This window comes from Vibrio methylphosphonaticus (assembly GCF_023634655.1).
Lineage (GTDB): Bacteria > Pseudomonadota > Gammaproteobacteria > Enterobacterales > Vibrionaceae > Vibrio > Vibrio methylphosphonaticus.
Genome location: NZ_JAMKMS010000006.1, coordinates 202,027 through 216,839, shown reverse-complemented (window position 1 = coordinate 216,839; position 14,813 = coordinate 202,027). Strand labels below are relative to the sequence as shown.

13 protein-coding genes are annotated in these 14,813 nt (G+C 45.9%); 6 read left to right on the top strand and 7 right to left on the bottom strand.

Annotated features, from left to right (window positions below; genetic code table 11):
- Positions 1–12: 12 nt before the first annotated feature.
- From M9196_RS09410 to M9196_RS09385, 6 genes are all read right to left on the bottom strand, one after another.
- Positions 13–1,893, bottom strand: coding sequence for a propionyl-CoA synthetase (locus M9196_RS09410; protein WP_250617281.1), 1,881 nt, complete (start codon positions 1,891–1,893; stop codon positions 13–15).
- A 19-nt stretch (positions 1,894–1,912) separates the two neighbouring features.
- On the bottom strand, positions 1,913–3,088 hold the full coding sequence (gene prpF, locus M9196_RS09405) for a 2-methylaconitate cis-trans isomerase PrpF (RefSeq protein ID WP_250617280.1): 1,176 nt from the start codon (positions 3,086–3,088) through the stop codon (positions 1,913–1,915).
- A gap of 9 nt (positions 3,089–3,097) precedes the next feature.
- A complete protein-coding gene (gene acnD / locus M9196_RS09400; protein ID WP_250617279.1) occupies positions 3,098–5,692 on the bottom strand; it encodes a Fe/S-dependent 2-methylisocitrate dehydratase AcnD in 2,595 nt (864 codons plus the stop codon).
- Between the two features lie 23 nt (positions 5,693–5,715).
- Complete coding sequence (prpC, locus tag M9196_RS09395; protein WP_250617278.1) at positions 5,716–6,846, bottom strand: bifunctional 2-methylcitrate synthase/citrate synthase; 1,131 nt, start codon at positions 6,844–6,846, stop codon at positions 5,716–5,718.
- 108 nt (positions 6,847–6,954) lie between these two features.
- Entirely contained in the window at positions 6,955–7,851 is an 897-nt protein-coding gene (gene prpB, locus M9196_RS09390; protein WP_250617277.1) for a methylisocitrate lyase, read from the bottom strand.
- Positions 7,852–7,916: 65 nt separating this feature from the next.
- Positions 7,917–8,603, bottom strand: a complete 687-nt coding sequence (locus M9196_RS09385; protein ID WP_250617276.1) for a GntR family transcriptional regulator — start codon at positions 8,601–8,603, stop codon at positions 7,917–7,919.
- A gap of 292 nt (positions 8,604–8,895) precedes the next feature.
- On the opposite strand from M9196_RS09385, the gene M9196_RS09380 reads away from it, so the two are divergent.
- The 3 genes from M9196_RS09380 to M9196_RS09370 all read left to right on the top strand — a co-directional run bounded on the left by M9196_RS09380 (position 8,896) and on the right by M9196_RS09370 (position 12,211).
- Positions 8,896–9,870, top strand: coding sequence for a tripartite tricarboxylate transporter substrate binding protein (locus M9196_RS09380; RefSeq protein WP_250617275.1), 975 nt, complete (start codon positions 8,896–8,898; stop codon positions 9,868–9,870).
- A gap of 308 nt (positions 9,871–10,178) precedes the next feature.
- Positions 10,179–10,676, top strand: a complete 498-nt coding sequence (locus M9196_RS09375; protein WP_250617274.1) for a tripartite tricarboxylate transporter TctB family protein — start codon at positions 10,179–10,181, stop codon at positions 10,674–10,676.
- Positions 10,677–10,684: 8 nt separating this feature from the next.
- Positions 10,685–12,211, top strand: a complete 1,527-nt coding sequence (locus M9196_RS09370; RefSeq protein WP_250617273.1) for a tripartite tricarboxylate transporter permease — start codon at positions 10,685–10,687, stop codon at positions 12,209–12,211.
- A gap of 99 nt (positions 12,212–12,310) precedes the next feature.
- Here M9196_RS09370 and M9196_RS09365 read toward each other — a convergent pair whose 3' ends face one another.
- Entirely contained in the window at positions 12,311–12,946 is a 636-nt protein-coding gene (locus tag M9196_RS09365) for a hypothetical protein (protein WP_250617272.1), read from the bottom strand.
- 300 nt (positions 12,947–13,246) lie between these two features.
- On the opposite strand from M9196_RS09365, the gene M9196_RS09360 reads away from it, so the two are divergent.
- From M9196_RS09360 to M9196_RS09350, 3 genes are all read left to right on the top strand, one after another.
- Positions 13,247–13,576 carry a hypothetical protein gene (locus tag M9196_RS09360; protein WP_250617271.1) on the top strand — a complete coding sequence of 110 codons (330 nt, stop codon included), beginning with the start codon at positions 13,247–13,249 and terminating at the stop codon, positions 13,574–13,576.
- 38 nt (positions 13,577–13,614) lie between these two features.
- Positions 13,615–14,190, top strand: a complete 576-nt coding sequence (locus M9196_RS09355; RefSeq protein ID WP_250617270.1) for a nucleotidyltransferase family protein — start codon at positions 13,615–13,617, stop codon at positions 14,188–14,190.
- Between the two features lie 99 nt (positions 14,191–14,289).
- Positions 14,290–14,748 (top strand): GNAT family N-acetyltransferase, encoded by a 459-nt coding sequence (locus tag M9196_RS09350; protein WP_250617269.1) that lies wholly within the window; start codon positions 14,290–14,292, stop codon positions 14,746–14,748.
- The last annotated feature ends 65 nt before the right edge of the window (positions 14,749–14,813 follow it).

Sequence of the window (14,813 nt, the reverse complement as noted above, 5' to 3'; positions counted from 1 at the left end):
TTTAACGGCGAGTTAATCAGCCTGCAACGCGTTTTCAATCTCCGATAAACTCCCTGGGTCATCTATCGTCGATGGCACGGTATAGCTCTCGCCATCAGCAATTTGTCGAATTACGCGTCGCAAAATCTTTCCGGAGCGTGTTTTTGGCAGACGCTCAACGACCAGTGCATGTTTAAAGCACGCAACCGCGCCGATCTCTTGTCTCACTTTGCCCACGAGTTCATGCTCAAGTTCAGCATTATTGACTTTTACGCCATCTTTCAAAACGACTAAGCCAAGAGGCAACTGCCCTTTTAGGTCATCATGCACCCCCACTACAGCGCACTCAGCAATGGCAGGGTGGCCACCAACTATCTCCTCCATTTCACCAGTAGATAATCGGTGTCCAGCGACATTAATAACATCATCGACACGCCCCATAATAAAGAGATACCCCTCTTCATCCAGATACCCGCCATCGCCTGACACATAATAACCTTCAAATTGACTCAAGTAGCCTGATTCAAATCGGTCGTGATTTCGCCATACGGTGGTCAAACAGCTTGGTGGCAATGGTCGTTTCAGCGATACAAAGCCCTGTTGATTGGCCGCGACGGGTTCACCGAGCTCATTTAATATTTCAACCTTAAATCCTGGACTTGGTTTGGTAGACGAACCGGCTTTAATTGGCATGATTTCAATACCAACAGGGTTGGAAGATATCGCCCAACCAGTTTCCGTCTGCCACCAATGATCAATGACGGGTTTGTGAGTATGTTGTTCGACCCAGTCAAGGGTTGGCGGGTCAAGTCGTTCGCCGGCCATGAAAATACTTTTCAGCCTACTTAGATCATAATTTTTAAGCGCCAAACCATTGGGGTCTTCTTTCTTAATCGCACGGAATGCCGTCGGAGCTGAGAATAACACGTTCACATCATACTCTTCACAAACCCGCCAAAACGCGCCGGGATCTGGCGTTCTTACTGGCTTACCCTCAAACAATATAGATGTGCAACCATGAATAAGTGGCGCATAAACAATATACGAGTGCCCTACAACCCAACCCACATCCGAAGCGGCCCAAAACACACCATCAGTAGGCATATCATAAATCGTGCTCATCGAATATTTCATCGCCACGGCATGCCCGCCATTATCACGTACTACGCCCTTAGGCTTGCCCGTTGTTCCGGACGTATAGAGAATATAAAGTGGGTCGGTTGCCAACACGGGCACACATGCATGAGGTAAAGCTTGCTCGTACTCAACTTGCCAATCTAGATCGCGTTCTTGTCCCAGCTCAGCTTGACATTGCTTGCGCTGAAGCATGAAGACTTTGTCAGGCTTCCATCGGCTATCCATAATTGCCTTATCAACCAACGGTTTATAGGGAATAACTTTATTAACCTCAATCCCACAAGAGGCGGTCATGATGACTTTTGGCTCCGCATCTTCAATCCGAACTGCGAGCTCGCTCGGTGCAAAACCACCAAACACCACCGAGTGAATTGCCCCAAGCCGTGCGCACGCTAACATTGCCATTGCGGCTTCTGGGATCATCGGCATATAGATAACTACTCGGTCGCCTTTTGTCACGCCTTGACTCGCCAACATCCCGGCAACTTTCGCCACCTTGTCTCTTAGTGCAAAGTAACTAAACGTCTGCTTGACGCCCGTCATCGGTGAATCATAAATAAGCGCGGTATTATCACCACGACCTTGTTCACAATGGTAATCCAATGCCAACCAAGCGGTATTCATGACGCCATCAGGAAACCAACGTTCAATACCATTCTCATCTTTCGTTAGTATTTTCTTTGGCGCTTCAAACCAATCGATGGCTTTCGACTGGTGCTGCCAAAATAATTCTGGTTGTTGCTCGGCCCACTGATATTCTTTTTGATATGCAGACATAATGCGTCCTCCAATATGTCTAATTCATTGTATCCGATGGTACGCGAACCCAACCTTCCATAAGGATTCTCGCACTTCGACTCATGATGGCTTTATCGACAGTCCAGCCTGTTGACGCTTTTGACGCGATCGCGCCGACTTTTAACGTCCCAGACGGATGACCAAATGTCACCGCCTGTCTAGCGCCACCTCCTGCGGCTAGATTAACCACCGTCCCCTCCACACTCGCAGCACAAGCAATAGCAACGGCGGCGGTACCCATCATCGCGTGATGCAGTTGTCCCATAGACATCGCTCGTACTAACAAATCTACGTCATGACCACTTATCGGCTTGTGGCTTGAGGTGACGTAGCTTTTAGGCGGTGAAACGAATGCCAACTTTGGTGTGTGCTGTCGTGTCTTTGCTTGTTCTCGCGAATCTATCAGACCCATTTTCATCGCGCCAAAAGCGCGAATGCTCTCAAACTTGTCGAGCCAGTGCGGGTCACTATTAATATCAGCTTGAAGCTCATCGCCATTTAAACCGAGTTCGTTTGCATCAATGAAAATTGTCGGAATACCCGCATTTATCAACGTGGCGTTGAAAGTACCGATGTTTGGAACAGTAAGATCATCGACAAGATTGCCTGTCGGAAACATAGAGCCCGCACTATCAGCAGGGTCGACAAACGCAACTTCGATTTCCGCTGCTGGAAATGTCACGCCATCTAGCTCAAAGTCCCCCAGCTCTTGCACTTCACCATCAACAATAGGGACTTTGGCAATAATCGTCTTGCTGATATTGGCTTGCCAGATTCTCACTGACACAACACCATTGTCCGGAATACGCGCTTTATCGATAAGCCCGCTATGAATAGCGAATGGACCGACCGCAGCAGATAGATTGCCGCAATTACCACTCCAATCGACAAACGCCTTATCAATGGATACTTGGCCAAACAGATAATCAACATCATGCTCTGAACGGGCACTTTTCGACACAATCACTGTTTTGCTGGTGCTTGAGGTTGCGCCCCCTAGCCCATCAATCTGCTTAGCATAAGGATCCGGACTACCAATAATACGCATCAGTAGCTTATCTCGCGCCTCACCTGGCTTATGAGCTTCTATCGGCAGGTCTTGCAGACTGAAAAATACACCTTTACTCGTACCACCGCGCATATAAGTCGCTGGAATTCTGATTTGCTTCGTCATACATCCCCCCTACTGCGCTAAAAAGTCTTGAGCGAAGCGCTGTAAAACGCCACCAGCTGAATACACTTTCACTTCATCTGCCGTATCCAATCGACATGTCACGGCCACATCAAGCTTTTCACCATTGGCTCGTGTGATCACTAATGCTAGGTCGCAACCCGCTTTAATTTCTCCAGCGACATCGAAAGACTCCGTACCATCAAGCGCTAACGCCTTTCGGTCTGTTCCGGTTTTAAATTGCAGTGGTAATACGCCCATACCGACTAAGTTGGTGCGGTGAATTCGTTCAAAGCCCTCAGCTACAATCGCTTCAACGCCCGCCAAGCGCACGCCTTTTGCCGCCCAATCTCGAGACGAACCTTGCCCGTAGTCGGCACCCGCAATAATAATCAATGGCTGTTTTCGGTCCATATAGGTTTCAATAGCCTCCCACATACGAGTCACCTTGCCTTCGGGCTCTATGCGCGCCAACGAACCTTGAACCACAGCACCCTTTTCTTCCACCATTTCATTGAATAACTTAGGGTTCGCAAAAGTGGCTCGTTGCGCCGTAAGGTGATCGCCTCGGTGCGTCGCGTACGAGTTATAGTCTTCTTCGGGCACACCCATAGTGGTTAAATATTCCCCCGCAGCACTGTTGGCCAAGATGGCATTGGAAGGTGACAGGTGGTCAGTGGTTATATTGTCCCCTAAGATTGCGAGCGGTCGCATCGCCTGTAGTGTGCATTTCCGAGCTAACGCCCCTTCCCAATAGGGCGGTCTGCGAATATAGGTACTTTGTGCTCGCCAATCGTAAAGCGGACTGGTGGCTTTTTCGGCATCATCCAATTTAAACATCTGGATATAAACTTGGTTAAACTGCTCTGGTTTGACGTGCTGGCTCACCACCTCATCAATTTCTTCGTCGCTTGGCCAGATATCATTTAAGTAGATAGCGTTACCCGAAGCATCAACCCCTAGCACATCACGTTCTATATCAAATCGAATGGTTCCCGCTAGCGCATACGCGACCACCAGAGGGGGTGAGGCTAAAAATGCCTGCTTGGCATAAGGATGAATACGCCCATCAAAGTTACGATTACCAGACAGAACTGCAGTGGTGTGCAGGTCATTCTCGACAATTTCTTTTTGAATCTCTGGATCCAGTGCCCCGCTCATACCATTACATGTTGTGCAAGCATAGCCCACAATTCCAAAGCCAAGTTTCTCTAGCTCTGGTAAGAGTCCTGCCTCTTCTAAATACAACTTGGCCACTTTGGAGCCGGGCGCAAATGAAGATTTCACCCACGGTTTACGAAGTAATCCCAACTGGTTGGCTTTTTTTGCGATAAGCCCAGCGGCGACTACATTTCTTGGGTTGCTGGTGTTAGTGCATGAGGTGATCGCAGCAATAATAACCGCACCATCGGGTATTTCATCCGCTTGTTGCTGCCATTCTCCCGCAATACCTTGTTGGGTAAGCTGTGCGGTGGGTAAGCGACGGTGTGGGTTCGATGGTCCCGCCAACGTGCGCTCCACTGAAGATAAATCAAATTCTAACACCCGTTCATAGTCTGCGTTCGCTAACGTATCTGCCCACAAGCCCGTATGCTTGGCATAATTTTCCACTAACTTAACTTGTGTATCATCTCGCCCAGTCAGCTTTAGATAATTAATGGTCTGTTCATCGATATAAAACATTCCTGCCGATGCACCGTACTCCGGTGTCATGTTTGATATCGTCGCTCGATCTCCGATAGTCAGTTTCTTAGTGCCTTCGCCAAAAAACTCTAGATAGCTCGACACAACACGTTGAGACCGGAGAAACTCCGTCAATGCCAACACAATATCGGTTGCAGTGATCCCTGGTTGGCGCTCACCAATTAAGCGCACGCCAACAATATCGGGTAATCGCATCATTGAAGGACGACCAAGCATCACAGTTTCAGCCTCAAGGCCACCCACCCCGATAGCAATAACCCCCAGTGAATCCACATGAGGGGTATGACTGTCTGTGCCTACGCAGGTATCCGGGAACGCAACGCCCTGCTTCACTTGCACCACTGGCGAGAGCTTCTCTAAATTAATCTGGTGCATGATGCCGTTACCCGCTGGTACCACGCTTACGTTTTCAAATGCGGTCTTACACCACTCAATAAAGTGAAAACGATCTTCGTTTCTGCGCTCTTCAATGACTCGATTTTTTTCAAAAGCATCCGCTTCAAACCCGGCGTGCTCGACAGCTAATGAATGGTCAACAATAAGTTGAGTTTCAACCACAGGATTCACACTTGCCGGATCGCCGCCTTGATCAGCGATGGCGTCTCGTAATCCCGCTAAGTCAACCAATGCGGTTTGTCCCAAAATATCGTGACAAACCACACGCGCCGGATACCAAGGAAAATCCTTGTCACGACGTCGATAGATTAGCTGAGATAAACACGCTTCTAACTCTGACGGGTCACAGCGACGAACCAGATTTTCAGCTAATACTCGTGACGTATAGGGAAGGTGCTCGTACGCACCAGCTTCAATATCATTCACCGCCGAGCGTGCATCATAATAATCCAGCTGAGTATTAGGGAGCGGCTTGCGATATTGGTAATGAATAGTTTGATTAGACATGCTTACATCCTTTGCCTTACCGGTTAATCACGATCGTCAATGGCGATCCACTCTCGTGCTTCTGGTCCTTCGTAATCCGCACTCGGTCTGATAATGCGATTGTTCGCACGCTGCTCATAGACGTGTGCAGCCCAACCAGTTAAGCGGCTCATCACAAAAATAGGGGTAAACAATTTGGTGGGAATATCCATAAAGTGGTATGCAGAGGCATGGAAGAAATCGGCATTACAAAACAAGCCCTTCTCACGTTTCATCACAGACTCTACTCGTTCAGAGACATCATAAAGATAGCTGTCGCCTACTGCATTAGAGAGTTCTAGAGACCAGCGCTTTATCAATGCATTACGTGGATCGCTCTCACGATAAATGGCGTGTCCAAAGCCCATAATTTTGTCTTTATTGGCCAGCATCTGCATAATATTGGCTTCCGCTTCTTCAGCGCTACGCCAATCTTGGATCATCTCCATGGCTGCTTCATTCGCCCCACCATGCAGTGGACCACGCAGCGTACCAATCGCCGCGGTAACGCATGAATGAATATCTGAAAGCGTTGACGCGCATACTCTGGCTGCAAACGTAGACGCATTAAATTCATGCTCAGCATATAAAATTAAAGAGCAGTGCATGACTTTCTTATGCAGCTCTGAGGGAGACTTGTCCGTTAGCATTTTAAGAAAGTACCCACCAATACACTCTTCGGAATGGTCTGCGGTGTCAATTCTCACCCCATCATGGCTATAACGGTACCAATAACAAATCATGGCGGGAAATAGCGCTAACATTCTTTCTGTCGCCGAGCCTTGTTGCGAAAAATCTAACTCCTGTTCCAAGTTGCCTAACATGGAGCAGCCCGTTCGCATAACATCCATTGGATGGGCATCCGCAGGAATCAACTCTAGCGCTTTTTTCAGAGCTTCTGGTAAACCACGTAATCCGACCAATATCGTCTTATATTCGTCGAGCTCTTTTTGATTAGGCAAGTGACCTCTAAGTAGCAGGTGAGCCACTTCTTCAAATTGTGCATTATTTGCAAGGTCAGTAATATCATAGCCTCGATACGTTAACCCCGTTCCCGATTGACCAACAGTACATAAAGATGTGCTACCCGCACTTTGGCCTCGAAGACCTGCACCACCTATCGCTGAATTAGGCATATTGAACTCCTTTTCCCGCTTTTGTCCTTTATAGGATCTCTCTCGCGGCATCATGTTATTGGATTAATTTTGTGAAATATTTTTCTTAGGATTCGTCTATTGCGTGCATTATTTCTGTTCCGCAAACAACTGATCTAGCTTGTCTTCGTAACTGTGATAATTCAGATGTTCGTACAACTGGGCTCGTGTTTGCATGCCTCCCGTCAACGCCTCTTGATTACCAAAATCTAGTAAGTGCTGGTATACGTTTTCCGCCGCTTTGTTCATCGCTCTGAATGCTGAAAGAGGATAAAGCACCATATCGACACCCACACTGGCGAGTTCATCACAACCAAACAAAGGGGTTTGACCAAATTCAGTAATATTGGCAAGAATAGGTACCTCTTTCCCGGTTGCCTCGTTCAGCGCCGCTTTAAACTGCTTGTAGTGCTCTAATGACGTCATCGCTTCGGGAAAAATCATGTCTGCGCCCGCTTCCACATAAGCAATGGAACGCTGTATAGCTTTGTCCATCCCCTCTACTGCTAGTGCATCAGTTCTCGCCATGATGACAAAGCTATCGTTCACTTTGGCGTCCACGGCAGCTTTAATGCGATCAACCATTTCTTGTTGACTTACCACCGCTTTATTCGGACGATGTCCACAGCGCTTTTGCGCCACTTGGTCCTCAATGTGAACGGCAGCCGCACCCGCTTTTTCTAATGCTTTTATCGTACGTGCAATATTAAAAGCACCGCCAAAACCGGTATCAATATCAACAAGCAACGGCAAATCACAGGCGTTAGTGATACGTTCTACATCGACTAAGACATCGTTCAGCGTGGTAATACCAAGATCTGGCAATCCATACGACGCATTCGCGATTCCACCGCCAGAGAGATAAATGGCTTGGTGTCCGACATTTTTTGCCATCATGGCGCAATAAGGGTTTACCGTGCCGACCACTTGCAACGGGTTATTATTGGTGACGGCGTCACGAAATAGTTGACCTGGGGATACTGACATTTTCCTCTCCTTGTCGAGGGCTATGCTCTGATTGTCCACAATCTGAGCGCAGCAGTTAATGGTGACTAACTATTTAGATTTTTCTCTATTAGGGCTTTGCTTCTTGATATGTGTCGCCTCATTAGTAGCTCTGCCAATTCTTGATCTCTATTCTTAATGGCGTCTAAAATGAATAAGTGCTCTTTTAATGCGGCTTCTGGACGAGACTGAGTTCTTGGTGATTGGTAGCGATACATCCTGAGTAGGTGATATAACTCATTGCATAACAGGTTCACTAGTTGGCTATTTTGACTCGCTTTAATAATTCGATAATGAAAATCAAAATCACCGTGTTGATGAAAGTATGATGCTCCATCGACTTCTTCGATATGTTCTGAATGCCTTGCCAGTAACCCTTCCAATTCAATGACTTCTTCATCACTAATATGCTGCGCCGCCAATCTTGCTGCCATCCCTTCTAACGCTTCACGAACGGAGTAAAGCTCTATTAATTTGTCTTGAGACAGTGTGATGACCCTTGCGCCAACGTGTGGGATACGTTCGATTAACCCTAGTCCTTCTAGTCGCATAATAGCCTCACGTAACGGACCACGGCTCACTTCAAAACGCTTTGCTAATTCCGGCTCTGATATTTTGCTACCAGACGCAATTCTTCCTAGAACAATGTCTTCAATAAGGCATTCTGTTAAATTTTCTGATTTGGTCCCTTCTTTAGAAGGGACTTCGTCGTTCAAAGCTAGACCGACATTCATCTACGCTACCACCTATTACAAAGTCAATACTGTTGACAATACCATTGCCACACCGGTTATTTAAACAACAATACGCGCTAAATTCAATCAAATTGTCGACAATGTAGACTAATGTCTAACAGCCATACCTCCTCATGAACTTTATGAACAGTATTCACCCTATGCTCTTTATTCTCAATATCGACGCTTTATTGATAGCCACGTAACAAATAATTAACCTTTAGCTAACCCATAGAGGTCCCGTCAGGTGAGCAAATACTGGCAGACAATAGTCAACATAAGGAACGTGAACATGTTTAAGGCATTAAAACCAACACTCGCTGCTTCAATCGTGGCAGCAACACTGTCATTTGGTAGCTATGCAGCTGATCTTGAAAAAATTCATTTCATCATCCCTGGTGGCGCAGGCGGCGGTTGGGATATGACCGCTCGTGGAACCGGTGATGTATTGGTAAAAGCGGATATTGTCGACAATGTTTCCTTTCAAAATCTATCCGGTGGTGGTGGCGGCAAAGCAATTGCTCACTTAATCGAAACCGCTGAACGCCAAGAAGATACGTTGATGGTGAATTCCACACCTATCGTGGTTCGCTCACTAACTGGTGTATTTCCACAATCTTTCCGCGACTTAACGCCTGTTGCGGCAACTATTGCTGACTACGGCGCGATTGTCGCCCCTGCGGATTCGCCATATAACACATGGGAAGACGTGGTCGCAGACTTCAAAGAAAACCCACGCAAAGTAAAAATTGCCGGCGGTTCAGCACGCGGCAGCATGGACCACCTCGTTGTGGCGGCGGCATTTAAAGGCGAAGGTTTTGACCCTAAGAAAGTACGTTATATTGCCTACGATGCGGGCGGTAAAGCGATGGCTGCACTGTTATCTGGTGAAACTCAACTACTTTCTACAGGCTTAGGCGAAGTACTTGAAATGTCTAAGTCAGGCCAAGTAAAAGTGATTGCCGTGACAGCGCCTAAACGCCTAGAAGCCGCACCCGATATCCCAACACTCACCGAATATGGTAACGAAACCGTCTTTGCTAACTGGCGTGGATTCTTTGCCGCTCCTGGTGCGAGCGAAGAGAAAGTCAAAGAGTGGACGGATGCTTTATCAAAAATGTACACAACAGACGAATGGGCAGTTGTTCGGGACCGTAATGGTTGGATTGACAACTACAAGCCTGACCAAGACTTCTATAAATTCCTAGAGGACCAAGAAAAGCAAATGGGCACACTGATGACCGAACTTGGATTCCTAAATAAATAGTGATTACACCGATACCTGAGACCTTATAAATGATTCTCCGGTCTACCGGGTACTAATTTAGAGGAGTCGACCTCCTCTAATCTTTATTTTTGCCGTCCATAAGACACAACAACGAATCCTTCAATTCGTTGACGTGACTAGCTGTACTCCTTTGTTTATAGGGTATCGCTGACAGAGCCTATTGTTGTGAGTCCTCAACAGATTCTCTGTTAACTACCCTCTTGGGTCGAATGCCCATCGGCCCCTTATGGACGGCTTTTTCTTTGCTTCATTATTACAGTTTATTTGATTATTCACTGGAGTCAGTTATGTCAAATTTCACCTCAAAGACGTTTACTAAGCAGAATTTACTCTGCCGTGACCGTATAGGTGCGATGATTTTTCTCATTTTATGTCTTGGATACGGATACCAAGCATCGCTTATTCCAATGTTTCCAGGAGATGAATACGAACCTTTCACCGCTCGTACATTGCCTACTATTCTCACCTTTATCGGTATTGGCTTATCTCTACTGCTACTCGTCACTGGACAACCTGATGAGAAAAAAGAATCTGAAGCCAATATGAATTGGCTCCTACTCGGTGGATTTATCATCTTAATGGCACTGTATGGGATTGGGCTGACCTATTTAGGTTTTGTTCTCGCCACCGGGTTTTTCCTTATGTTCGGATTCTATTTACTGGGAGAACGACGTAAGAAAGTCTTGTTCGGCGCATCATTTCCTTTTGTGATCGCTTTCTATCTCATGCTGACTCAAGGCTTAGATATCTATCTTGAGCCAGGCATCATCTTTACTCTTTGGTAGGATCCATTATGTTAGACGGAATTTTACAAGGCTTATCTACAGCCATCATGCCAATGAACATCATGATGGTGATCGTTGGGTGTTTTGTGGGCACCTTTATCGGTATGCTGCCGGGTTTAGGCCCTATCTCGGCTATCGCCCTAATGATCCCAATCACCTACGGACTAGACCCTTCTTCAGGGCTGATCCTAATGGCTGGTGTCTATTACGGTGCCGTTTTTGGTGGTTCAACCTCTTCTATTTTAATTAATGCCCCGGGTTGTTCATCAACGGTTGTCACCGCATTTGACGGCTACCCTATGGCGCAAAAAGGCCAAGCAGGAAAAGCACTTGCGCTTGCGGCTTACTCCTCTTTTACCGGCGGCACCCTTTCTGCCATCATGCTGTTAATCGCAGCTCCTGCATTAGCGCAAGTCTCACTGAGTTTCCAATCATCGGACTATTTTGCTCTTATGTTGCTTGGCCTTTCTGCTGTCGCCGCATTTGCTGGTAAAGGGCAAGTCATTAAGGCGTGGATGATGACCATCTTAGGGCTAATGATCTCGACCGTTGGTATCGATAAAGGTGTGGGGGTTGAGCGCTTTACCTTTGGCTTAACTGACCTGATGGATGGCTTTAGCTTCCTGCTACTTGCCATGGCAACCTTTGCCCTAGGTGAAACGTTAATGGGCATTCTAAAACCCGAACAAGACACCAGAAGTGAAGAGCAAAACCTAATGAGCGACATTGGTAGCATGAAAGTCACCAAAGAAGAGTTTAAAGAAGTGGCTCCCGTATCTATTCGCTCTTCCATTCTTGGTTTCTTCACTGGTGTACTACCAGGTGCTGGTGCCACAATTGCAGCGTTTTTGTCATACGGTATGGAGAGAAATTTAGCACCAAAAAAAAAGCGCGACGAATTCGGCAAAGGCAGTATCCGTGGGCTCGTTGCTCCGGAGTCTGCCAATAATGCTGCATCAAGTGGCTCATTTGTTCCACTGTTGACGTTGGGTATTCCAGGCTCTGGAACCACAGCAATTATGCTAGGTGCACTGATTGCGTATGGTATTCAACCTGGCCCACGTCTGTTCGTTGAGCACCCAGACGTTTTTTGGTCTGTCATTATTTCCATGTACTTTGGTAACGTCGTGCTTGTCATACTGAATCTTCCTTTGATCCCTTATATTTCCAAGCTACTTGCAGTACCTAGAACTGTCCTTTTACCTATGATCATATTCTTCTCTATCACTGGTGTGTATTTAGTCTCTTTCAATACTATGGATGTGTTTATCATGATACTCGTTGCGATGGCCGCCATTGCCCTGAGACTTGCTAAATTCCCACTTGCACCACTCCTATTAGGATTCATTTTAGGTGGGTTAATGGAAGAAAACCTTCGACGTGCTTTGATGATTGCTGATGGAGAGCTTAGCTTCTTGTGGGATCGTCCTATCACTTTCGCCTTTACTTCGTTGGCGGTCGCGGTACTAATTGGTCCAGCGCTTATTTCATTGATAAAGAGAGTTTTTTATCATCAGAAAAAAGTAGCCTCTTAAAAAGATAATGCCTTCCCTGCGACGATTAACAAACAGGGGAGGCTTATTTCATTGCGCGCGATTACTTGCCTATTGGTGCTCGATAATACTGAAACAGCATTACGTGACGTAAGCAACCGAACTGGGTTCCTTATAAATACAAACGACGCCAAGTACGTTTTTATCTGAATCTTGGTACTGAGCAAAGACTTCCCAAAGGTTATTCTTCCGTTGTCCCATTATCGTCACTGACGTACCTGCCGCATAAGTTGTACCATCACTAACCTGGCCGCGACCAAAAGAGACTTCGTAACTTTGCGCCATATGTTGTTGAACTTGAGGTCCGTGCACCGTATCTGTTGGTTGAATATGAGTGAACTCCAATCCATCTTTATTTTTTCTAACTGCAAAAGTACATCCAGAAAGCTGTGTGGTACATAAGAAATTAGAAGTGTTGTAACCATTAACCCTGACAAAGGAATCGGATGTCAGTTTATCGAATGAAGTCACCGGTATATGTATACAGCTAACTGGCCCTCTTGTGTTGCCATAGTTCATGGTCGAAAATCGCCGACGAACCTCGTTACTGGGCATGCCTTTTACTCTTCCTAGTGAACTGTACCCAGTATCAGACAAATAATACTGAACCGCTTTCACTTTACTCCCCGCACCAGAGATAGTGATAGGTACACGATTAAGAAACTCTTCCAAATCACTTTGCATCAAGTCGTAAGCATTTTGTAATGACAGTGGCATATTCCTTCCTTTTCGCCGTCTTTTAATAATGATTCACCGTCATAAGTAAAGCATGCTTTGCTTTAGCTAAAATAACCATCATTGAATATGTGATGTATTTCCTAGTATCAATGAAACAAGAAATTATGTTTCAGAATCTAGCCTATTCAGCGATAACTTACTCGGCAGTAACCATATTTATTCTGTGAGTACTCAATCCATTTAATAGATATTTCTCACAATCTATCTTTCATTTCCCTATTTATTTTCTTAGCTGCTAATCTTAGATAATTATCAAGCGCTTAATTCAAGGAAGATAGTATGGCCGAACCGTATTTAGCGTCGACCAGTGAACTCACAGCGAAAGATTACAACAGCAATGAATACTTGGTTTCTGAGGCTATCGTTAATGAGGGCTTTTTCGAGCCCTATAAAATAACATTAGTCTTGTATGCAAAGGGACTGTCTGCGACAGACCAGTTAGGGCAAACGATGACGCTTAATCGTTATACTTTTGAATCTGGAAAACAAAAATTGGTACGCAGTTTCAACGGCTATATCACGAATATCACCAACAATGGCTATGACGAAAGTAAGCAATATGCATCTTATACGATCACACTTCTTGGCCCTTTTCGACCAGCATCTTAAAGCAGTCTCGTTGTAGAGTGATAGAAAGATAAAAAGATATGGAAAAGCTGTTTGAATTAATGCAACAAGACGCGCTTAGGTCAAGAATATTAACCTGCGTCGCGAGTGTCACTCTTCAACCATGCTACTTAGCGGCGGGGTTTGTTCGAAATGTAGTTTGGGACGATTTGCACAATCGCACAACGCCGACACCATTGAACGATGTTGACGTTATTTATTTTGACCCGTCAGAAGTCAATTCAAGTCATCAGCAGAGCATAGAAGCTTACCTAAATAACAAAATGCCTGACATTAACTGGCAAGTACGAAATCAAGCATTGATGCACATTAGAAATGGTCACCAACCCTATACTGACATCATCGAGGCGATGAGTTACTGGCCAGAAAAAGAAACCGCGATTGCCGTAAGACAAAACGGCTGCCAATTAGAGTGTATTTCGGCGTTTGGTATTGATACCTTGTTGGCAGGGCAAGTCTCTCATAATCCAAAGGTGCCTTTGGCGCTCTTTTGGCAAAGGGTTCGCTCCAAAAACTGGCTAAATCAATGGCCTAAATTAGTCTTAGTTCCCAATCACTGCGACCCTGACACGTTTTTTACACAGCGCCAGCGTTAATATTTGCTACACTTTGTCGCCTAGGTAATCGGCGTTCCAACTATTAAGAGCGGCGCTGCATCTATCCAATTTTTTGAGGTGAGAATGAAAGTCAGGTTGATGGACAAGTCAGATTTAACCGCTGCCGCGGAGATACACAAAGCGACTTTCGTAAGACAAAAACAATCTTATGAATGGTTGCAATGTAACTTCAATGCCTACCCTCGCGTGCTGTGTTTTGTTGCAGAGAATAACGACAAGCAAATTATTGGCTTTATTATTTGGACTCAAAAGAGTGGTTTTCGCCCAGAAGTCATCCTTGAGATAGAGCAATTAGCAGTCTCTCCTAAACACCAAGGAAAAGGCGTGGGACGTGGACTCATTACGCAAACCCTGCCTTTAGTAAAAGAAAGGTTGGCGCAAAATGACTCGGTACTCAAACATATATACGTCACGACGCGTGCGGATAACTTTGCCCAGAGCTTGTACAAATCGACATTAGGCGCGGAAGTTGAAGCGACCATTTCTAACCTATACTCGGCTGATGAAGTGCTGATGGTGGCGCGTAATGTAGGTTAAGACGGCTCTGTATTGACGAGACTCAGAGTTTGCATTCAAACCCATGTCAATCAACGTGTCTCATC